At 38.4% G+C, this 20,041-nt stretch carries 18 protein-coding genes; 13 read left to right on the top strand and 5 right to left on the bottom strand.

Annotated elements, in window-relative coordinates:
- Positions 1-6: 6 nt before the first annotated feature.
- Positions 7-3,156, bottom strand: coding sequence for a SpoIIE family protein phosphatase (locus CH354_RS07910; protein ID WP_100766472.1), 3,150 nt, complete (start codon positions 3,154-3,156; stop codon positions 7-9).
- Positions 3,157-3,183: 27 nt separating this feature from the next.
- Complete coding sequence (locus CH354_RS07905; RefSeq protein WP_165780378.1) at positions 3,184-3,795, bottom strand: DedA family protein; 612 nt, start codon at positions 3,793-3,795, stop codon at positions 3,184-3,186.
- Between the two features lie 120 nt (positions 3,796-3,915).
- Between CH354_RS07905 and CH354_RS07900 the strand changes: the two genes are divergently transcribed.
- From CH354_RS07900 to CH354_RS07880, 5 genes are read left to right on the top strand one after another with little or no spacing between them, the layout of a single operon-like run.
- Positions 3,916-4,344 carry a hypothetical protein gene (locus CH354_RS07900; protein WP_165780377.1) on the top strand — a complete coding sequence of 143 codons (429 nt, stop codon included), beginning with the start codon at positions 3,916-3,918 and terminating at the stop codon, positions 4,342-4,344.
- A gap of 2 nt (positions 4,345-4,346) precedes the next feature.
- Positions 4,347-5,456 (top strand): AI-2E family transporter, encoded by a 1,110-nt coding sequence (locus CH354_RS07895; protein ID WP_100728029.1) that lies wholly within the window; start codon positions 4,347-4,349, stop codon positions 5,454-5,456.
- Positions 5,457-6,734 (top strand): exodeoxyribonuclease VII large subunit, encoded by a 1,278-nt coding sequence (xseA, locus tag CH354_RS07890; protein WP_100728028.1) that lies wholly within the window; start codon positions 5,457-5,459, stop codon positions 6,732-6,734.
- 9 nt (positions 6,735-6,743) lie between these two features.
- On the top strand, positions 6,744-7,019 hold the full coding sequence (locus tag CH354_RS07885) for an exodeoxyribonuclease VII small subunit (RefSeq protein ID WP_100728027.1): 276 nt from the start codon (positions 6,744-6,746) through the stop codon (positions 7,017-7,019).
- A gap of 3 nt (positions 7,020-7,022) precedes the next feature.
- Positions 7,023-8,423 (top strand): high affinity choline transporter 1, encoded by a 1,401-nt coding sequence (locus CH354_RS07880; protein WP_100728026.1) that lies wholly within the window; start codon positions 7,023-7,025, stop codon positions 8,421-8,423.
- Here the strand turns inward: CH354_RS07880 and CH354_RS07875 are convergent.
- On the bottom strand, positions 8,392-9,441 hold the full coding sequence (locus tag CH354_RS07875; RefSeq protein WP_100728025.1) for a D-alanine--D-alanine ligase: 1,050 nt from the start codon (positions 9,439-9,441) through the stop codon (positions 8,392-8,394). The genes CH354_RS07880 and CH354_RS07875 overlap by 32 nt on opposite strands.
- A 47-nt stretch (positions 9,442-9,488) precedes the next feature.
- Here CH354_RS07875 and CH354_RS07870 point away from each other — a divergent pair, with 47 nt between their 5' ends.
- From CH354_RS07870 to ptsP, 6 genes are all read left to right on the top strand, one after another.
- Entirely contained in the window at positions 9,489-10,898 is a 1,410-nt protein-coding gene (locus tag CH354_RS07870; protein WP_100728024.1) for a hypothetical protein, read from the top strand.
- The gene (locus CH354_RS07865) at positions 10,895-11,671 is read left to right on the top strand and encodes an MlaE family ABC transporter permease (RefSeq protein WP_100728023.1); all 777 of its coding nucleotides are present in this window, start codon (positions 10,895-10,897) and stop codon (positions 11,669-11,671) included. The genes CH354_RS07870 and CH354_RS07865 overlap by 4 nt, the downstream gene beginning before the upstream one ends.
- Before the next feature lie 7 nt (positions 11,672-11,678).
- On the top strand, positions 11,679-12,467 hold the full coding sequence (locus tag CH354_RS07860; protein ID WP_100728022.1) for an ABC transporter ATP-binding protein: 789 nt from the start codon (positions 11,679-11,681) through the stop codon (positions 12,465-12,467).
- A 32-nt stretch (positions 12,468-12,499) separates the two neighbouring features.
- Positions 12,500-13,273 (top strand): mammalian cell entry protein Mce, encoded by a 774-nt coding sequence (gene mce, locus CH354_RS07855; protein ID WP_100728021.1) that lies wholly within the window; start codon positions 12,500-12,502, stop codon positions 13,271-13,273.
- Positions 13,274-13,451: 178 nt separating this feature from the next.
- Positions 13,452-14,360, top strand: a complete 909-nt coding sequence (lpxC, locus tag CH354_RS07850) for a UDP-3-O-acyl-N-acetylglucosamine deacetylase (RefSeq protein ID WP_100728020.1) — start codon at positions 13,452-13,454, stop codon at positions 14,358-14,360.
- Between the two features lie 62 nt (positions 14,361-14,422).
- On the top strand, positions 14,423-16,150 hold the full coding sequence (ptsP, locus tag CH354_RS07845; RefSeq protein WP_100729011.1) for a phosphoenolpyruvate--protein phosphotransferase: 1,728 nt from the start codon (positions 14,423-14,425) through the stop codon (positions 16,148-16,150).
- 19 nt (positions 16,151-16,169) lie between these two features.
- Here ptsP and CH354_RS07840 read toward each other — a convergent pair whose 3' ends face one another.
- Together CH354_RS07840 and CH354_RS07835 are read right to left on the bottom strand one after the other, a co-directional pair.
- On the bottom strand, positions 16,170-17,543 hold the full coding sequence (locus CH354_RS07840) for a peptide MFS transporter (RefSeq protein WP_100728018.1): 1,374 nt from the start codon (positions 17,541-17,543) through the stop codon (positions 16,170-16,172).
- On the bottom strand, positions 17,516-18,088 hold the full coding sequence (locus CH354_RS07835) for a cob(I)yrinic acid a,c-diamide adenosyltransferase (RefSeq protein WP_100728039.1): 573 nt from the start codon (positions 18,086-18,088) through the stop codon (positions 17,516-17,518). The genes CH354_RS07840 and CH354_RS07835 overlap by 28 nt, the downstream gene beginning before the upstream one ends.
- Before the next feature lie 203 nt (positions 18,089-18,291).
- Here CH354_RS07835 and CH354_RS07830 point away from each other — a divergent pair, with 203 nt between their 5' ends.
- Positions 18,292-19,140: a flagellin N-terminal helical domain-containing protein gene (locus CH354_RS07830; protein WP_100728038.1), complete on the top strand. Its 849-nt coding sequence runs from the start codon at positions 18,292-18,294 to the stop codon at positions 19,138-19,140.
- A 97-nt stretch (positions 19,141-19,237) separates the two neighbouring features.
- A complete protein-coding gene (locus CH354_RS07825) occupies positions 19,238-19,969 on the top strand; it encodes an OmpA family protein (protein WP_100728037.1) in 732 nt (243 codons plus the stop codon).
- Positions 19,970-20,041: the final 72 nt, after the last annotated feature.

Raw genomic sequence — 20,041 nt, 5'->3', positions numbered from 1 at the left:
TAGACTCTAATGGGTTTCTTCTTGTTTTAATTGTTTTTTCCGAATGTGTTCAATGAGCCGAACCAAACTTGGATTTTCAGGATCAAGTTCGAGAGCAGAACTCAGTATATTTTCAGCTCTCCCATAATTTTTATCGGCTAAGTAGGTTTGTCCCAAATTGATTAGGTTTTTGACATGATTTGGATCACGGAGTCGCACCCTTTCTCCAAAATCAATGGCAGTTTTGATATCTGCTACTTTCCTTGCACAAAATGCAGTGATGTACATGATCTCTGTGTCCATTGGCCGAAGTAAACTATAGTCTTTAGCCATTTTTTTAGCATTCCCATAGTCTTTTAGTCTCAAATACAACTGAATGAACTTCTTTTTAATTTCTGGAATGTTTTCCTCTAAGGAATGTGCTTTTTCTAAATAGGTAACCGCTTCCTGCAAATCTGAAGAATCACTTGCTTCTTTGGCTTTTGCAAGTAATGATTGGATTTCTTTTAATTTATCTTTTTCAATTTTATAACGTTCTTTTTCTTCAATGAAAGAAACACGTAACATCGATAAGTCGTCAGTCAAAGCTCCAAATTTCGCCATTTCATCATAAATTAAATCAAGTTCCCCTTTTCCCGCTTCTACCATCTTAAGAAATAGTTTTTCATCTTCATTGATGACACGTTTTCCATCTTCCGTATGCGAAATTAATAAATCATCACGTCCATCCGAACCAGCAATCAAGATATCACCCGCTTCCAATTGGAATGTTTTGATGTATAAATTCCCTTGGACACCTGATGTTCCCAATTTTCGGAACATCAATTCGTTTTCGATAAAACTGGCGATTCCATCTCTATACAAAACAATCCATGGGTGTTCGGCATTGATAAAATATAGTAATCCTGTTTCATTGTCCACAACACCTAACACAAGTGACACAAGCATTGAACCGTCAAATCCTTCAAAAATCTTATGAAGTTCTAAAAATGTATTTTTGATCCAACGTTCTGGATACGTATTTCTGGCTTCACTTAAAAGTTGGGTTCTTGTGATAATGGATTCAAAAACAGAACCTAGGACAAGGGCTCCACCAGCACCTTGCATCGATTTACCCATCGCATCTGCATTTAAAAATACCGTGTAAGAACGATTGTTGAGTACGATCTGATTGGCAATATTGAGGTCACCACCAATCTCCTTTTCATATTGTTTGAATGTGAATTTTTTCTTTTGTTCTAATAAAAAGTCCACACGTACATTTTGGTGTTTTGCATGATTGGTATGAAATGGTTGTAATAAGAGAGAAGTTAGAAAATAGTCTCCATCCTGTTGGTGTTTTAAGGATTGAACTTCCTTTAGTGTATTTTCTAATTCTCTTGTGCGTTCTTGTACTTTTTCTTCCAGCTGTTCCGCATACTGTTGCAATTTTTTACGAGCAGCTTGGATCGAACGCACCATCCGGTTAAACGACCTCGCCATAAATCCGATATCATCTTCAACATGCACCGTTAACCGGTATTCCAAATTTCCAGAGTTAACCTCCGTTAATCCTTCAATGATTTGTTCCACTGGTCGAATGAGGGCGATGAGAAAAAACAATCGATATCCCAAAATCACAAGTACGGCAAGAGCAAGTAATCCGATGATCCAAGGCAAAGTCACTTCGTGTTGGAAACTTCTGTAATCTGTGTAGGGATAACCAACCTCATGAACGATTTCATTTTTTTTATCAACGATCAGGTAACTTACATAAAATGAAAAATCGGGGGTTTTTGTATCAAACTTCACTTGGCCACGATAGTTTCTTTCGCCATGGTTAGGCATGGGTGAAAACATTTGGTCTAAAGTCTTGGATTTTAATTCTTCTGATCGATCAGAAGTGAGAATTTTCCTTGCCTCGGCGTAAAATCCAGAGAGTGCCCCCTCTTCGTTTTTGACAAGACCAGATGCTTTTTCTGTAAAATTGGAAACAGGAATTTCTCTCAGTTTATTACGTGTGTATAAAATTTTACGTTTTTCAGATTCAATTTCTGAAATTAATTCTTTGGGAGAGGAGATTCTATCCTCTTTTAGCAATCGTTTGATTTCATTCGAATAACCTTTACTGGTTTCTGGCAATCGGAGTAATAATTCATTTACTTTTGATTTCCAATTTTCACTTTTCTCCAAAGATAAGATCATCTCCAAGGCCCACACATTGTAAAACTCAGCTTCATATCCGTTTGGTTCCACTTTGGTTTCTTCTAATCCTTTGTGTGTGACAAAAGATCTGTTTTGGATATCATAGGAATAATGGAAACTTGGAACTTGGTCAGTTTCCAATCCCGCAATATAATTTTTTGCCCTTGCAGTATGCACCAAATCATAGTTAGATTCTGTTTGTTGGATCACAGAATAAGCAACAAGTTGTAATATCAATAAAAACGAAGCTAACGAAATACCGATGATTCTTGATAAAATAGTTGTTTTGTCTTTTGTATTATTGATATAAACAACATTGGCAACAAATAAACCAACAACCAAAACAAGGTCAGTAATCGTTTGATACAAACCCCTTCCAATCGCCCCATCTCTTGACAACACATTCAAAAAACCAGGAATCATTGTAATGAGGACGAAGGAGATCAGAATGCTAATCAAAGTGAACTTTGATTCTTTTGGCATTTTGAATAATTGCAGGATGGCGACAATGGTAAAGGAAACAAAAAAGACTAAAACGATAACTGCATATGCTTTATAAAAAATAGGAACTGGGAAATCCCAATAATGGCCACTGAAAAAAAACAATCTACCAGCTGACAAACTGATGTACACAAAAAATGCAGTCACAAGTACAACCACACTACTTAAGATCCAAAAAATTGCTTTTTTAAGCCTTGGGAAATAAATTTCAGGATAACTTAAGAAAAATCCAGTGAGATAAACAGAACCAGCCATCGCACCTATGATCACAAACCATCGCATATAGGCTGATGCTGGGCCCATAAAGGAAAAGTTGATCAAGTATCCGAAATGAAATAAACCCAGCCAAAGTGTTCCCATTCCTAAGTTGTAGGTGGCTTCTGATTTCTCTTTGACCGTTAGAAATAATTGTGCATTGTAAAAAGTAAAGATCACTCCGACGAGAGAGCCGAAAGTATAAAAATCAAACGCTATGTTTCCCCAAGAATCCATGGATGAAAACCCTAACATATATCCAAATCATGTCAACTTCGTATTTGATTTCCCAAACATTTGGTAAAGGAAGTATAAAAAAATAACGAGAAGGATAGCAAGAATCGTTCGATTGTAGAATGATAGTATAACAATGATTTGGTTCCAATTCGAACCGAGGAAACTTCCACCGAATAAAAGTAACCCACACCATAACGAAACGGCAACAGAATAGAGGATTACAAATTTAATGATGTTCATTTTGGACATTCCTGCGACGATCGAAACAAAAAAACGAATCCCTGCTGAAAACCTTGAAAGTAAAACCACTACATTTTCGTATTTTCGAAACCATACCAAAGTCTTATGCAAACTTTCTTCATGGTATAGGTTGGATAAAAAAGGGATCCTTGTTCGTTTCAGAAATTTCAAAAACGATTCCCCAAAATAATACATCACGAGGCCCCCAAAAAGATTCCCTAAAAACGTTGCGATGACAACGGAAACAAAGGAGACTGGAGAGTTGGGTGCAGAGGATATAAAACCCGAAAAGACTGTGATTGTATCACCCGGCCAGGGTGGGAAAATATTCTCCAGAAAGTTCGAAAAACAGAAAAAACCCCAAAGGAATAGTGGTGGTAATTCGAGAATTTCTTTCATTATGGCTTCGAACGGGATGGATTCTAACACAAGAAGAAGGATAAACCTTTCTTGGGATAGGCAACAAAGATTTTAAAAAATGAATGGAAGGAATCAATACTAGGACATTTGCTTTCCCTAATGCTTCGATTTTTTCTCTTTTCACTCCTTGTGTTTTGGCAATGTACTCCGAACAAACAAACGGAGACCTACCGGTTTGACCAAATCATCGTGACAAAATTCCCTACAAACCCACCCCCCGCTTTCCCACAGTCTTTTTTTCCAGAAAAATCTACCTTCCTTCAATCAAGTGAATTCAAAACCAGTCACATCCATACAAAAGAAGCTTTTTTACTGTTGGAAACTCCCGAGTCATGGGAAGAAATCCAAAAACGGATTGATTACCGAGTGAACCAAGGTGATTGGAAACTCATCGAAAAAAATGTGAATGAAACAGAAGTTTCCTATCTTTTGGAAGGGTTTATTAAAAAATCATTATCGATTTATCTAACTAAAAATGAATCAAACAACCAAATTCGTTTTTACTTTAAAAAACACTCTACCTATTAATCATGAATTGGATCAAAAATAAAAACGAAACGATCGTCTACATTCTGTTAGCAGGGATTTTTCTCGCTACCTGTTTTACGTTGTTTTTTGTATTCAAACCATTTTTATGGTCCAGTTTTTTAGCCTTATTGTTTTATTTAACCACAAGAAAACTTCACAAACGATTAAAGAATGTATTGGGTGTTAAATTTCATGGCCTATCTCCCTATATCATGGTCATTCTGATGCTCGCTTGTGTGTTTATTCCTTCTTATTTAATCGTATCAACGCTCATCCGTGAATCTTTAAATTTAGTCAGTTATGTAAGAAACCAACTCACAGAAGAATCGGTTGTTTCGCTTTTACTCAATAGTCCGATGTTGACAGACTTTTTTACCGAGAATGAATTTTTTTGGATCAAACTTCCGATTCTTTACCGCGAATACGTGGGACAACACATGGACATTCTCAATTTAGATTCCATTTATAGTTTATTAAAAAATTCTTCTGGTTTTTTACTTGGGTCATTTGAGGTTCCTGGAGCCATCATCTTTAACGGATTTTTTACATTCATCTTACTCTTCTTTCTCTACAAAGAAGGAAGCCGAATGGAACATGGGTTGTTTTTACTTTTACCTTTCCCCACAGAAATAGAAGAAAGGCTTGGACGTAGGATCGAAGAAGCCATACGAACAGTTATGATGGGGAATTTATTCATCTCACTTTTACAAGGTGCATTGATTTATATTCTTTTACTTTTTACATCTGTATCAAACAAGTTTTTACTTTCCAGTATCGCTACTATTTTTTCTCTCATACCTGTCGTTGGTACATCCGTGGTTTGGTTTCCCATTGGACTTTATATTGGACTTGTCCAAGAAAATTGGACAGGTAGTGTACTTTTTATGATTGCAGGTGGGGCAAGTTATCTCATTTTAGAAAACTTTGTAAAACCAAAACTCCTTGATAAAAAACTCAAAACTCACCCATTTTTAATTTTCCTTTCCCTTATTGGCGGTTTACAAGAGTTTGGTGTTGCAGGAATCATCATTGGGCCAATGGCATTAACTCTCGTAATCATCTTATGGGATTTTTGGAAAATATTTCGAGAAACTCGATTCCAAACAACGTAAATGGAAACAGCTGATTCTTCCCTTTCAGTCAGTGAAGTCAATCGCCGTATCAAGGCGAAATTACAAGACTCTCCTGAATTTAAGAACTTTTGGATTCGAGGAGAAATTTCCAATTTCAGCCAAACCAATAGTTCCGGTCATATGTATTTTTCCTTAAAAGATACAACAAGTGTGATTAAATGTGCGTTTTTTTCCTTCCAAGCCAAAAACTATAAAGGAACTCCCTTACGAAACGGAATGGAAATCTTAGTATATGGTTCTGTTTCTGTTTATGAACCAGGTGGTTATTATAGCATCACGGTCCAAAAAATTGAAGAACTTGGGGAAGGTGATATCCTCCTTAAAATCGAAAAATTAAAAAAATTGTTAGCAGAAAAAGGGATATTTGACGTTTCCCACAAACGACCGTTACCTAAATTTCCAAAACGATTGGGAATTGTTACCTCACCTAAGGGAGCTGCTGTAGAAGACATCATACGCATTGCAACAGACCTCAATCCTTCCATTCAAATTTTAGTATCTCCATGCCTTGTCCAAGGAGATGGTGCAGAAAATTCAATCATTGAAGCCATTAAAGAAATTAATGATCCAAAATGGGAAGTAGATGTGATCATTGCAGGGCGTGGTGGAGGATCCTTTGAGGACTTAATGGCATTTAACCAAGAAGCAGTTGTGATGGCGTATTACCATTCACGGATTCCCATTATTTCTGCGGTAGGACACGAAATTGACCGAGTTCTTACGGATTTAGCAGCAGATGCAACGACACCTACTCCTACTGCAGCTGCAAAATTAGCAATACCCAATGTGTCTGATACTCTCATCCGTTTGGATGAAATGGAAGACCGATTACGTTCCGCTCTGACAGGTGTTATAAGGATCGGAAAAGAAAAGTGGTCAGGTGTAACAAGTAGAGTGGTTTTCCAAAACCCAAAAGCGGTGTTAGAACCTAGGCAAAATCATTTGGATGAATTATTAACCAAAATTTCTCTACTAGGTAAAAACTACCTTGTCAAAAAACAAAGTGAATTCCAAAAATTTGATTCTTTCCAACAAACTTGGAAATCCCATCTAGAAAGAGTCAAAACAAAATACAAACTCGCAGAACAACGATTAGATCACTTTTCTCCATTAGGTACACTCAAAAGAGGATTTTCGGTTCTTCGTAATACAAACAAACAAGTGATCTCTTCCATCACACAAATTAAAGAAAAAGAATCATTGGAAGTTTTTTTATTCGATGGCAAACTCCAAGTGGAAGTAAAAGAAATAAAATAGGACCAAACGATGGTAGAAAAAAAAACAATCAGTTTTGAAGAAGCAATCCGTGAATTGGAAGACATTGCAGAAAAATTAGAACGTGGAACTTTGTCTTTAGAAGATTCAATCAAGGCATATGAACGTGGAATGGAACTGAAAAAAATATGTTCAGAACGTTTGGTAGATGCAGAAGCTAAAATTGAATTTTTAACCAAAGCTCCCAATGGTGAAGTAGTGAAATCAACTGTGAAAAAAAAGAAGGAAGAGACAACTTCTAATAAAGCGGAAGAAGATTTATTTTAAAGAATGAATTTCCAAGCCATTTTTATTTTAGCTTACCTCCTTGTGACAATCGGGATTGGGGTGTATGCAGCAAAAAAAGTAAAAAATTCAAAAGACTTTATCCTTGCAGGTAGAAGTTTACCCTTACCCATTTCAACAGCAGCATTATTTGCCACTTGGTTTGGTAGTGAAACGATTCTTGGTTCCTCTGTCGAATTTGCAAAAGGTGGATTTTTATCCGTAATCCAAGATCCGTTTGGTGGTGCTCTTTGTTTATTTTTACTTGGATTGGTGTTTGCTAAATACCTTTACCGAATGCAAATCCTTACCTTTGGTGATTTTTATAAAAACCGTTATGGTAAAAAAATGGAATTCATTGCAGGTATTTGTTTAATCTTTTCCTATTTTGGTTGGGTAGCTGCTCAATTTGTTGCACTCGGAATTATGGTACAAATTTTATTTGGGATGAACCAGTTTACAGCCATTGTCATTGGAGCATGCCTTGTTGTTTTTTACACGTATTTAGGTGGGATGTGGTCTGTTTCCTTAACCGATTTTTTTCAATCCATATCCATCATCATAGGTCTCGTCGTTGTGATCATTGAATTGAATGGAATTAAACCTATCTGGACATCTATCTCAGAAAAACCAGATGGTTTTTTTCAATTTTTTCCTGAATCCAATTACCATGCCTGGACTTTGTATCTTTCGGCTTGGATGGTTGTTGGTTTTGGTTCCTTACCCCAACAAGATATTTTCCAAAGAGTGATGTCTGCTAAATCAGAAAAGGTAGCCATACGTGCATCTTATTTATCTTCCGTATTGTACTTGTTATTTGCAATGATCCCTCTCTTATTAGGACTCCATGCAAAAAGTCTAATTCCAGAATTTGATTTAAATTCAGAGACTGGGCAACTTCTGATCCCAACTATGATCTCAAAATTTTCTAGTCCTTGGATTCAGGTTTTATTTTTTTCAGCATTAATTTCTGCTATTTTATCAACAGCTTCGGGTGCAATTCTCGCTCCCTCTTCTATATTATCTGAGAATATTCTAAAATATGCATTCAAAGATATGAACGATAAAAAACTCCTTTTACTCTCACGGGTATCGGTTCTCATCATTGCAGGGATATCATTTTTACTCGCAGTGGGAAAACCTTCGATTTATGCACTAGTCGAAGATTCGGGTGGGATCTCTCTTGTTACCCTATTCATTCCCATGGTATTTGGTCTTTTAAGCAAAAGAGCAGATGAACGTTCTGCTCTGTTTTCATTGTTTGTTGGTATCGTTACTTGGCTTATCTTGGAAGTCTATGGGGATGATATGACAAACCATTTTTATGGAACAATCGCCAGTCTCATCGCCATTCTTTTTGGTATTTATTGTTTCCCTAAAAAAGAGAAATCTCAAGTAACCACGTAAACACTTGTTTCATATCGATTCCCAAGGCTTTTGCTTGTTGTGGGATTAGACTTGTGCCAGTCATACCTGGTAAAGTATTCGTTTCCAATACATAGGGAATACCGTCTGAGATGATAAAATCAGTTCTGGAATAACCCTTACAGCCCAAGATCACATGGCATTTTAAACTGTAATCTTGTAATGTTTGCGTTATTTTTTCACCAACAGGTGCCGGAGTGATTTCTTCACTTGCGCCTTTTGTGTATTTTGCTTCAAAATCAAAAAATTCCGACTTGGGTCTGATCTCTGTTGGAACAAGTGAAAATGCATTTCGCTTTTTCCCTTCTGGTTTTTCTAAAACACCAATTGAAACTTCTGTTCCAGATACCAATTTTTGAACGAGGACACGGTCTTCCGATACAAATATTTTATCTACGAGGGTAATTGCTTCTTCAGGTGTTTTTGCCATTCCTGTATTGACACTTGATCCACCTAACGTGGGCTTAATGAAAACGGGATACGAAAATGGTAAATTTAATAGAACTTTTCTGGGATCAGATTGAACTCGGTCCAATTCCAAAAATGGAGCAACTGGGATTCCTATCGATTGGAAGAGTAAATTCGCTCTAAATTTATCCATCGCAAGGGCTGATGCCAGTACACCAGACCCTGTGTGAGGAATGCCCATCGTGTCCAAAAATCCTTGGATTCTACCATCTTCGCCCGCTCCTCCGTGTAATCCGAGGAAGGCGGAAGTAAACCCATGTTTCCCTAATTGACTCGGATCACTCGAGGTTTCAATTTGATTGGACTTGTTAAATTCTTGTGAAAATTCAGTTTCAGATTTTCCCGTTGGGTCAGGGTAATTTGGATCTGTTATCGTTGGGATCCAAAATTTTCCGCTCATGTCAATGTAAATGGGGCATACGTCGTATTTTTCCCTATCAATTGTAGCGAATATAAAAGCTGAGGAACGAATGGATATGATATGTTCTCCAGAGACCCCTCCGAAAAGTAATGCGATTTTTATTTTTGGCATGAAATCACTTGATTCCTTTAGATGAAAGTGAACGATATTGAAATTACGTGGATTCCCGCTTTAAAATTCAATTCGGATTTGTTTTTTCTCTTTTCATTATTACTTCCTCATTATTTGCAAAAATTCCAAATTCTTTTACCGAAGATATCAAATCAAATTATTCTCAATTTTGGTTTTTATACGAAAGCGAAACCAGGGGCAGACAGAACTTCTTTGCCATTCGTCCTTTTTATATGTCTTTCTCTGACAAAACTTACGCCTTCCGATTTCATAGTTACCTTTCCCCCATTTATTACAAAGAAGAAACCAATTATTGGTACACTTGGTCTTCCTTATTTTTCTTTAGTGGGACTGGTTTTAAACATGAAGAAGGTGATGAAGACGAAGACATTTTATTCACTCCGCTTTTTTTATGGGGGAAAGGAGAATCACAAAGAGAAAATTATTATAGTGTCTTCCCTCTGTATGGAAAAATTAGAAACAAACTCTCTTACCAAGAACTAAATTATGTTTTATTTCCCATCTATTCTGAGTGGAGATATAAAACATATAAAGCAAGGTCAATTGGTTGGCCTTTTGTCATGTGGGGTGGTTCGGAAACAAGAGATGACTTTCGGATCTTTCCTTTGTATTCGAAGAAATCACATGAAGGTAAATACAAACGTTATTCGGTCCTATGGCCTTTTTTCCAATGGGGAGAGGAGAGGTTAGATAAAAAGGAACCAACTTCGTATCAGATTTTTTTTCCGTTCTACAACCAAAAAAGTTCTGTCGACGGGAACATGAAAAGTTATGCCTTTCTTTGGTTTCCTTTGCTCAACTCACTTTTTTCGTATGGTTATGACAAAAAAACGGGACAAACGAATTACACAGCACTCTTTATTTTTTTCCAATATACAACTTCAGTCAAAAAAGATACAGAGAAACTTGTGTTTTTTCCATTTTATGGTTATTCTTATTTTGCCAACAAAGAAGCCGAATTTATCACTCCATTTTATATCCGATTGTCTCAGAATACCTCTCATCTCAAATCAACTTCTCATTTTATCTTACCATTTTATTCCCATATGAAAAATGAATACGTCCAAACAGGAAGGGAAGATTATTATTGGAAACTTTGGCCTTTCTTTCGTTACCACAAAGATCCGGAAGGGAATTTTGGGTGGAATACACTCGCGATCATTCCCGTTCGTTTTGAAGTGATGGAAGATGTTTGGGAACCAATTTTTTCTATCATTGAATATAAGAGGTCATCTAATGGAGAAAAACGATTGCACTTGATTACTAGATTGTACACTCATCGTTGGACTCAAGATGAAACTCATATCCATATCCCTATCATAATGGAATATTCAAAAACCAATTCAGGATTTTCATATGATTTTGCCTACGGACTTTTTGGAATTGATACAAGGGAAGAAACAAATCATTACAAACTCTTTTGGTGGAAAATATGATCCAAATGTATCGTAAAACCATTGAACCCCTTTTGTATGCAATTGGTTATACTGTATTGTTATTATTTCGGGCCATTGGACAATCCCACCATTTGTATTTCAAACGCCGTGAAATCTTAGAACAAATGTTTATCGCTGGAGTTGGATCGTTATTTGTTGTGTCCATAGTATCAGTTTTTACGGGTATGATCCTTGGGATTAACACAGGACTTGGTCTCCGCGATTTCGGGGCAGAAGGACAAATTGGACTACTCCTTACAATCACCTTAACAAGGGAAATGTCTCCCTTTATGACATCCCTCATCCTTGCAGCGTCTGTTGGTTCTGCTATGGCTGCCGAAATCGGAACGATGAAAGTATCTGAAGAAATTGATGCTTTAGAGGTTATGTCCATTAATCCAGTCCGATACCTTGTGATGCCAAGGATAGTTGGATTTTCCATTATGGTTCCTGTTCTATGCGTTTACTCTTCCGCCTTAGGAATATTAGGTGGTGGAATTGTTGGACATTTTCAATTAGGGATTGATATCATTAGTTATTTCCAAGATGTTTATTACCGAATTTCATCAGTGCCTGGACTCAAAGATTTATATGTTGGTCTTTTGAAAGGTTATGTGTTTGGTATTTCCATTGCTACCATTTCGTGTAGCCAAGGCCTTCGTACAGAAGGTGGGGCCATTGGCGTGGGCCAAACAACGAGGAAGGCGGTAGTCACTTCCTTTCTCATGGTGATTTTTTCAGGGTATGTGTTAACAGCCCTCTTCTATAAGTAAGGACAGTATGGAACCATTTGCCATCGAAATGAAAAATGTGCACAAAGCCTTCGGCAAACGTAAAATCCTCCGAGGTATGAATTTACAAGTGAAACAAGGAGAAACAATGGTGATCCTTGGACCCTCTGGAACGGGAAAATCGGTAAGTCTCAAACACATCACAGGTTTACTTGACCCAGATGAAGGAGATTGTTTTATTTATGGAGAGTCCATAGTCCATGCGAATGAAAAAAAACGAGAAGAGTTACGTTCCAAGTTAGGTGTTCTTTTCCAATCGGGGGCACTTATCAATTGGCTTACTGTGTATGAAAATGTAGCCCTTCCCTTACGAGAACATAAAATCGCAGATGGTGTGGAACTGGATCGTATTGTGATGGAAAAATTACAATGGTTGGATTTGGTTCCGGCAAAAGATACCCTTCCCAGTAATATTTCTGGTGGGATGAAAAAACGTGTGGGGCTTGCACGAGCTCTCACATCCCAACCAAAAATTGTCATGTATGACGAACCAACCTCTGGCCTTGACCCAGTGATGTCCAATGTCATCAACGACCTTGTGATTCGTTTACAAAAAGAGTTAGGCCTCACATCCATTGTGGTTACCCATGATATGAATTCTGCGTATCGAATTGCAGATCGCATCAGTTTTTTATATGAAGGAAAAGTCCAATTTTGTGGAACTCCTGAAGAGATCCAAGTGTCCAAAGATCCAGTGATCCAACAATTCATTCATGGAAATACAGTAGGTCCGATGATACTCGACCACTCCGAATTAAAAAAAGGAAAATCCAATTGACTTTGTTCACACAATTAGGAGAAATTTAGGGAATGCCTACCATAGGTCGCGCACTCATTGTTGGTCTTTTATTCATTTTTTCACTCGTTGCCGTTGGGTATTTTACGATTGTAACGGAAGGTGGACCGTTCCAAAAGTCAGGTTACCAACTCCCTGTTTACTTCCCTGATGCAGAGGGGATTAAAATTGGAAACAAGGTCACCATCCACGGTGTTCCGTTTGGGTATGTTTCTAAAATCCGTTTGGTACAAATTGATGAAATGGGCAATTTATTGCCTGATGGAGAAACGGGGATTGGAACGAAGGTAGAACTCACGTTACTCCTCAAAGGTAAGGTCCAACTTTTTTCCAATTACGAAATCACAATCAAAAACGAAAGTTTACTCTCTGGTCGTGTGGTTGCCCTTGACCCAGGATCCAAATACCCTGTGGATCCCAAAACCAAAGAATACATGATGGCAGAAGAACCACTCAGTAAGATTGAAATTTCTCCCAAATCGGGGAAACTCCTTCCCATCCAAGGGAAAGTCACCCAAGACCCGCTTGTCTCTTTGTCTGAACTCATCGCAGAAAACAGGTCTGATATCCGTAAAACCGTGCAAAACATAGCGAATATCACAGGAAAAATCAATGAAGGTCAGGGAACACTGGGAAAACTCATCAATGAAAGTGATGTTCATAAATCTGTGAATACGACCTTGGGAGATGCCCAAGTGGTTCTGAAAGAACTTAGGGAAGGATTGGAAGATACAAGGGAACAAGCCCCCGTCACAAGTTTCATCCGTTCTGCTCTCAGTGCTTTTTAAGGACTAACACGGAGAATACGGTCCCTTTTGTAGCAAAATTTAGGGTAAAATCCTGGTGTTTCGGGCCGTCACAATTCCACCACACTGTTGTAAAAAAGAGACATTTTTTTGGATTTCGGTTTCGGTTTTGGTATTGTCCGAGGTCAGATTCCTACAATTTTGTATGTAGGAACTGATTATGCAAACGGCAATCCACAGAAAAACGATCCAAAATTCGATTACGCTCAAGGGAATTGGCGTCCATTCTGGAAAAGTGGTGACCCTTCGCCTCCATCCTGCCGAGGCAAATACGGGACTTATCTTTTATCTCTATCGAGGCACCCAAAAAGTCAGAATCCCCGTAACTCTAGACCATGTAGTCGACACGAGTAACGCAACTACCATCGGGGACGGTGGTTCCAATCGGGTGCAAACCATCGAACACTTACTCGCAGCAGTCCACACATTAGGCATTACAGATTGTATTTTTGAAATTGATTCCGTAGAAGTTCCGATTATGGACGGATCTTCCCTTCCGTTTTGGGAAGGAATTCGTTCCGCAGGGATTCGTGTCCTTGACGAAACCGTGGAACCCATCACCATCACAAACCCGATTTGGGTGGTTGACGGGGACAAATACCTCGTTATGCTCCCTTCAGATGAATTAAAGGTCACTTATAGCATCGATTTTAACCACCCACTCTTAAGAGGACAATCCTATACAACGACCCTAGACGAGTCCATTTTAGGAACAGACATTCTCCCTGCGAGAACCTTTGGGTTTTTAAAAGATGTGGAAGCCCTCCAAGCAAGAGGACTTGCCATGGGAGGTTCCCTCGACAATGCAGTGGTTCTCACTGACGATGGTTACCTCAATGACCATTTGCGTTATGACAATGAATGTGTTCGCCATAAAATCCTAGACCTTGTTGGAGATTTAGCAGTCATGGGTCGCCCCTTCAGAGGTCACCTCATCGCTTCCAAAGCAGGACACGCCCTCGACATTTCGCTTGCGAAATGCATCATGAGCCAAGTCACAGGAAACGAACTCACACAGTACAAAAGCAAACGGATTCCTCTTTTCTCTAAAAAAGAAGCAACTCGGTAGTTCTGATCTTTTTTTACTTTCCAAACTAGACCAAACCAAAAGTATTTTTGGCATAGGTTCGGATGGAAGAAAAAACCACATTTAAAGGCATCTCTGCCTACCCGGGAACGGTCTACGGAAAGGTATTTCGTTGGAAACAATCCAAACGGAAACGGGAAGATCGTACGGACTTAAGTCCTGATGAAATCAAAGAAGAAATTGAACTCTTAAAAAAAGGGCTTCAGAAAACGGAAGATGACCTAGCTGACCTTGTACAAAAATCCAAACAGAATGTCGAACTTTCAGAAATACTAGAATCCCAAATTGTTTTTTTAAACGATCCACTCTTTCGTGCTCGAGTCTTTGAACGAATTGCACAAAACAATGAGTCGGCGGGACTTGCACTAGAAACAGCCGTGAGTTCCTTGTATGATGAATTCCAATCCATTCCTGATGAATTTTTCAGAGAAAGAGCAGACCACCTTCTCGACATAGGCAAACGGATTGAATCGAATTTGTACCCAGAGAAAGGTGCAGAACCAACTAAAATTCCAGATGATGTGATCCTCATCGCAAAAGAAATCACACCATCCGAAATGATCCAATTGGGCAAGTGCAGGTTAAGAGGGATTGCCACTGACTTCGGAGGGAAAACAGGACATACGGCAATCATTGCAAGAAATTATGGAATTCCCACAATTGTTGGGCTTAAGAACATCACCTCACACGTTGAAGACGATGATTATATTTTACTCGATGCAACGAGAGGTATCCTCAATCGTTCCCCTGCCATTGATGAAATCAAACTCGCAGGGATCAAAAGTGAAATTAAAAAAACAATTCCCTTACGAGAAATCAGCGATGGTCCGAAAGAACTCAAAACAAAAGATGGGAAAAAATTCACCTTACGTGCGAATATCGATTCAGAAGAAGAAGTAGATACTGCCTTTTTGCAGGGAGCCGATGGGATTGGACTTGTCAGAACAGAAATCTTATTCATCCGTTATATCGAATTCAAACCCACAGAAGAAGAACAGTTTGCCGTATACAAACGAATCTTACTAAAGATGGTAGGCCGCCCAGTGACCTTTCGTGTATGGGATATAGGAGCCGATAAAATGGAAAATGGATATGAAGAAGAAAATCCATTTCTCGGAAATAGAGGAATTCGTTATTTATTAAGACACCCTCATTTTTTTAAGGAACAACTCCGTGCCCTTCTTCGTGCGAGTGAATTTGGAACCATGAGGATCATGTTACCGATGATCACAACTCGTTCTGAAATTTTACAAACAAAAGTTTTGATAAGTGAATGTCTGGAAGAATTAAAAAACCAAGGACTTGTGATTACTAAAAAAATTCCACTGGGTATAATGGTCGAAACTCCTGCATGCGCCTTAAACTTACCTTTTTTGGGAAACCATGTCGATTTTTATAGTATTGGAACAAATGATTTATTACAATATTTACTTGCTGTTGAACGTAACAACCATTTGGTGGGAGATTTATACAACCCGTGGCAAGTTGTGTTTTTACTTTTACTCAAAAACATTGTCGACGTTGCCAATTCTCAAAAAAAACCTATTAGCATCTGTGGGGAAATCGGAAGTGATCCGATGTTTACTGCCGTACTCATTGGTTTAGGGATCAGAGATTTGAGTTCGGCTCTCCCTTTGATGAAGGAAGTTGCAGAAAAGGTGACAGAAATTTCCACATGGAAAGCAAAATTACTCGCAGAACAAGTCATCACTCTTGCTGGCGAAGAAAAGTTTGAGGAAATTGAAACTTTAGTATTAGAGACAAAAGGATAAACTCAAGAGCTAACAAACCTTAGGTTTCGATGGAACCACGTATAGGTGAAGATGAGTCCAATTTTCTCGTTTTTTCTGATTCCAATAAGGGAAGGATGGAATTTTTTTTCCAAAGGTAAATCCCCAACAGGATGAAAGAAGCAAACCAGGAGACAATCACAAAGAATCCATAAAAATTTGCCATACTCCCCCATTCTCTTTGGTAACCAGAAAGAATTCCCGCAGCATAATGACCAAAGGCTGTTGATAAAAACCAAGTGCCCATAAGAAACGATGCAAACTTCGTCGGCGCCATTTTACTGACAAACGATAGTCCTACTGGTGAAAGACAAAGTTCACTGATTGTATTCCAAAAGTAGACAAATACTAAAAAGAATAGGGAAACTGAGACTCCCGTTTCAGCTTTGTTAGCGGCAAATACCATCACTAAAAAACCAAGCCCGAGGAAAAACAAACTGATCACAAACTTTAAAATCGGATTTGGGTTTCGATTGGTTTTAGAAAGAGAAGTCCAAAGAAAAGAAACAAATGGTCCAAAAATCAAAATCATCAAAGGGTTTAATGATTGGAAGATGGAGGCTGGAATTTCTATACCAAATACATTCCTATCTGTATGACGTAAGGCAAACAAATTCAGAGAAGATCCCATTTGTTCAAAAGCCATCCAGAAAAAAATACTAAAAAAAGAAAGGAGGCCAATCAGAGCGATTTTTGGAACTACCTCATTTTCGGAATCATTGGTTAAAGTGCCACTTTCGTGCGTATGTGTTAAATTGATTCCCTTTGTTTTTTCCCAAATGGATTTTGGAAGGGATCTACTTCCAAAATAAAATACGAAGATCCCAATTGCCATTCCAAGCCCGGCTGATAAAAATCCCAAATGCCAATCTACTTTTTCACCCAAAGTACCGGAAATGATTGGACCCAGTAAACCACCTAAATTGATCCCCATATAAAAAATGGTAAACCCACTGTCTCTTAAATTGGGTTTTTCTACATACAACCTTCCAAAAATTGTAGAAATATTTGGTTTAAAAAATCCATTCCCTAAAGCGAGTAAACATAACCCTAAATAAAAATAAGATAAACCAGAAATGGCCAAGGACAGATGGCCGAATAACATCAAAACACTTCCTAAATAAATAGCAAATCGGTAACTCAAATATCGATCTGTGATGTACCCTCCGATAACAGGAGTTAGATACACGAAACTGGTGTAATAAGCATAAATCACACCTGCATCTTTATCAGAAAAACCTAAAGCATTCACAAGATACAAAACAAGTAATGCTCGCATTCCATAATAACTAAGCCTTTCCCACATTTCTGTGAGAAATAAACTTGTGATCCCTTTAGGTTGTTTTTCTAGTTTGATTTCGTACGACTTTTCCAAATGGTTTCCTCTTGCCCCAATGAAAAATTGACAAACCTAGCGGCGACAAATAAATAATCAGACAATCGATTGATGTAAATTCTAAGATCATTATGAATTTCTCCACCTGCCTCAATGTAAACAAGTAAATCCCTTTCTAACCTACGGCAGATCGTTCGTGCCATATGTAAGGCACTCGAAAAAGGACTACCTCCTGGCAAAATGAAAAATTTGATTTCAGGAAGAGTTTCCATCAAACGATCAATTTCCTGTTCCAAAATACTTACATCATTTGCGTTAACAACAGTTCCATCCTTTGCTTCCTTCGGAACATAACCAGCAAGCTCTGAACCAATTTCAAAGAGAAAACTTTGGATGTTTTGCAAATGTTCTAAAAAGGAAGTTGGAAGCGTTTCATTTTTACCAAGGGAAAGTGCAAGTCCAATGGTGCTATTCAATTCATCACAGGTACCATACAGATCCACTCGTCTGTCAGTTTTTGAAACTTTTTTCCCAGACGCTAAATAGGTTTGTCCGCCATCGCCAAATTTGGTGTAGATTTTCAAAATCTTAAGACCTCGCACCTTAAATTTTCTTTACAGACATAAGTTTTTTGGTATAGAATCATCTGGAAAGGAAAAATTCCCGGGAGAACCAAGGGCAGGCAACCCCTTCTCTCCTCGAAGGAAAGGATTTCTGGAAACTGATTTTTTCTTTTCTCCGCCTGTAGGGAAACAAGCGGGTCATGGACACACAGGAGGGTGTGACAATGATTATCAATCACAACATCAGTGCACTCGTTGCAAAACGGGCACTTACAAACACAAGTCGTGACATGGACAAGTCCATGGAACACCTAGCAACGGGTATGCGAATCAACAGACCAGGGGATGATTCCTTGGGATTCTCCGTATCCGAAAAACTTAGATCCCAAATCCGTGCTTTAGGCCAAGCAGAACGAAATACCCAGGATGGTATGTCGTTTTTACAAGTAACGGAAGGATCTTTGGACCAAGTAAACTCTATCTTACAGAGGTTACGCGAACTTTCAGTTCAATCTGCTAACGGGATCTATTCGAATGAAGACAGGAAACTTGTCCAGTTAGAAGTATCACAATTAGTTGAAGAAGTGGAAAGGATCGGAACATCTGCAGAGTTTAATAAAGTTAGGCCGCTGGATGGTCGATTCTCTCGCGCTGGCAAAAACCCGATGACTTTACAAGTGGGTGCAAACGGTTCAGAAAAGATAGAAGTGTTTATCAACACGATGACAAGTTCTTCTTTAAAACTGAAACAAGCTGGAAACAAGTTGACTCTTTCAACTCCAAACAAAGCTACCGATTCACTCCAGGTACTGGATGATGCCATTTCCAGAGTCAATCGACTACGGTCGGACTTGGGTGCCTATTACAACCGATTGGATTTAACCTTAAAATCACTGAGTAATAACTATGTGAACATGGTTTCTTCCGAATCACAAATCAGAGATGCAGATATGGCAACGGAAATGGTAGAATACTCCAAAAACCAAATCCTAACCAAATCGGGTGTGGCCATGCTTGCCCAAGCAAATCTCAGACCAGAATCAGTAGTAAAACTCCTCACGGACAGATACTAAGGATTTTAAAGAGATGGAAATCCTCCTTGCAAACAGGGAGGATTTCTTTAAACTTTGTCCGAAACCTTCATTGAGAAGGAGAAAGAGGACAATCACTTTGAAACAAATCATTTCCGGAATTTTATCCCTATCATTACTTACCACAATTTCTTGTGGCCTTTCAGACAACACAAAACGTCTCATCCTCAGTACATCCATCGGATGTGGAGTTGGTCTTGCGTTAGGTGCTGTGTATGATGAGTCACAAAGAAAAAAAGACACTAAGAACAAAAAGAACGATTTCCAAAGACAAATAAAAGAATCTTTGGCAATGGAAAAAAAGAAACCTCAAAACAAAGGTAAAATTGTTGGTTTGGGTGCTGGATGTTTAGCTGGTCTTGGAACAGGATTTTATCTCAACACCATGTACGACAACATGGCAGAAGAAATGAAAAAACAAGGCATTACTCTTACTAAGAGTGAACGTGGTGGAGAAACAGTGGCTCTCACTGCCTCTATGGACGGCGGTATTGCATTCGAGGATGGAAAAGCGGATCTAAAAGGGAAAGGAAAAGAAAATATTGATAAATTAGCGGAAGCACTTGCTGCTTACCCTGAAACAAAAATCAATATCACTGGTCATGCAAACCGCACAGGTGCAGAAGACCTCAACCAAAAACTTTCCAATGACCGCGCTGTGACTGCAAAAGATGCCATCATTGAAAATGGTGTTGAAGGAAAACGAATCGGAACCGTACAAGGATTAGGTTCCTCTACTCCACTAAAAAATGTAGATCCAAAAGATGGTTCCAACCGACGTGTTGAAGTGGAAATTGTTCCAGCAAGTTAATTTCAATTCGTAACGACAAAAACTGGAGAAAATCCCAAAAAAAAAGCCTACAAAGAATTCCTTTGTAGGCTT

Source organism: Leptospira levettii (assembly GCF_002812085.1).
GTDB classification, from domain to species: domain Bacteria; phylum Spirochaetota; class Leptospiria; order Leptospirales; family Leptospiraceae; genus Leptospira_A; species Leptospira_A levettii.
This window is presented reverse-complemented; position numbering and strand designations above follow the sequence as displayed.

What these genes read in the sequence shown, in the direction of transcription:
- CH354_RS07910 (WP_100766472.1), bottom strand. Translation starts at nt 3,156, where the DNA reads ATGGATTCTTGGGGAAACATAGCGTTTGATTTTTATACTTTCGGCTCT.
- CH354_RS07905 (WP_165780378.1), bottom strand. Translation starts at nt 3,795, where the DNA reads ATGAAAGAAATTCTCGAATTACCACCACTATTCCTTTGGGGTTTTTTC.
- CH354_RS07900 (WP_165780377.1), top strand. Translation starts at nt 3,916, where the DNA reads ATGCTTCGATTTTTTCTCTTTTCACTCCTTGTGTTTTGGCAATGTACT.
- CH354_RS07895 (WP_100728029.1), top strand. Translation starts at nt 4,347, where the DNA reads ATGAATTGGATCAAAAATAAAAACGAAACGATCGTCTACATTCTGTTA.
- xseA (WP_100728028.1), top strand. Translation starts at nt 5,457, where the DNA reads ATGGAAACAGCTGATTCTTCCCTTTCAGTCAGTGAAGTCAATCGCCGT.
- CH354_RS07885 (WP_100728027.1), top strand. Translation starts at nt 6,744, where the DNA reads ATGGTAGAAAAAAAAACAATCAGTTTTGAAGAAGCAATCCGTGAATTG.
- CH354_RS07880 (WP_100728026.1), top strand. Translation starts at nt 7,023, where the DNA reads ATGAATTTCCAAGCCATTTTTATTTTAGCTTACCTCCTTGTGACAATC.
- CH354_RS07875 (WP_100728025.1), bottom strand. Translation starts at nt 9,441, where the DNA reads ATGCCAAAAATAAAAATCGCATTACTTTTCGGAGGGGTCTCTGGAGAA.
- CH354_RS07865 (WP_100728023.1), top strand. Translation starts at nt 10,895, where the DNA reads ATGATCCAAATGTATCGTAAAACCATTGAACCCCTTTTGTATGCAATT.
- CH354_RS07860 (WP_100728022.1), top strand. Translation starts at nt 11,679, where the DNA reads ATGGAACCATTTGCCATCGAAATGAAAAATGTGCACAAAGCCTTCGGC.
- mce (WP_100728021.1), top strand. Translation starts at nt 12,500, where the DNA reads ATGCCTACCATAGGTCGCGCACTCATTGTTGGTCTTTTATTCATTTTT.
- lpxC (WP_100728020.1), top strand. Translation starts at nt 13,452, where the DNA reads ATGCAAACGGCAATCCACAGAAAAACGATCCAAAATTCGATTACGCTC.
- ptsP (WP_100729011.1), top strand. Translation starts at nt 14,423, where the DNA reads ATGGAAGAAAAAACCACATTTAAAGGCATCTCTGCCTACCCGGGAACG.
- CH354_RS07830 (WP_100728038.1), top strand. Translation starts at nt 18,292, where the DNA reads ATGATTATCAATCACAACATCAGTGCACTCGTTGCAAAACGGGCACTT.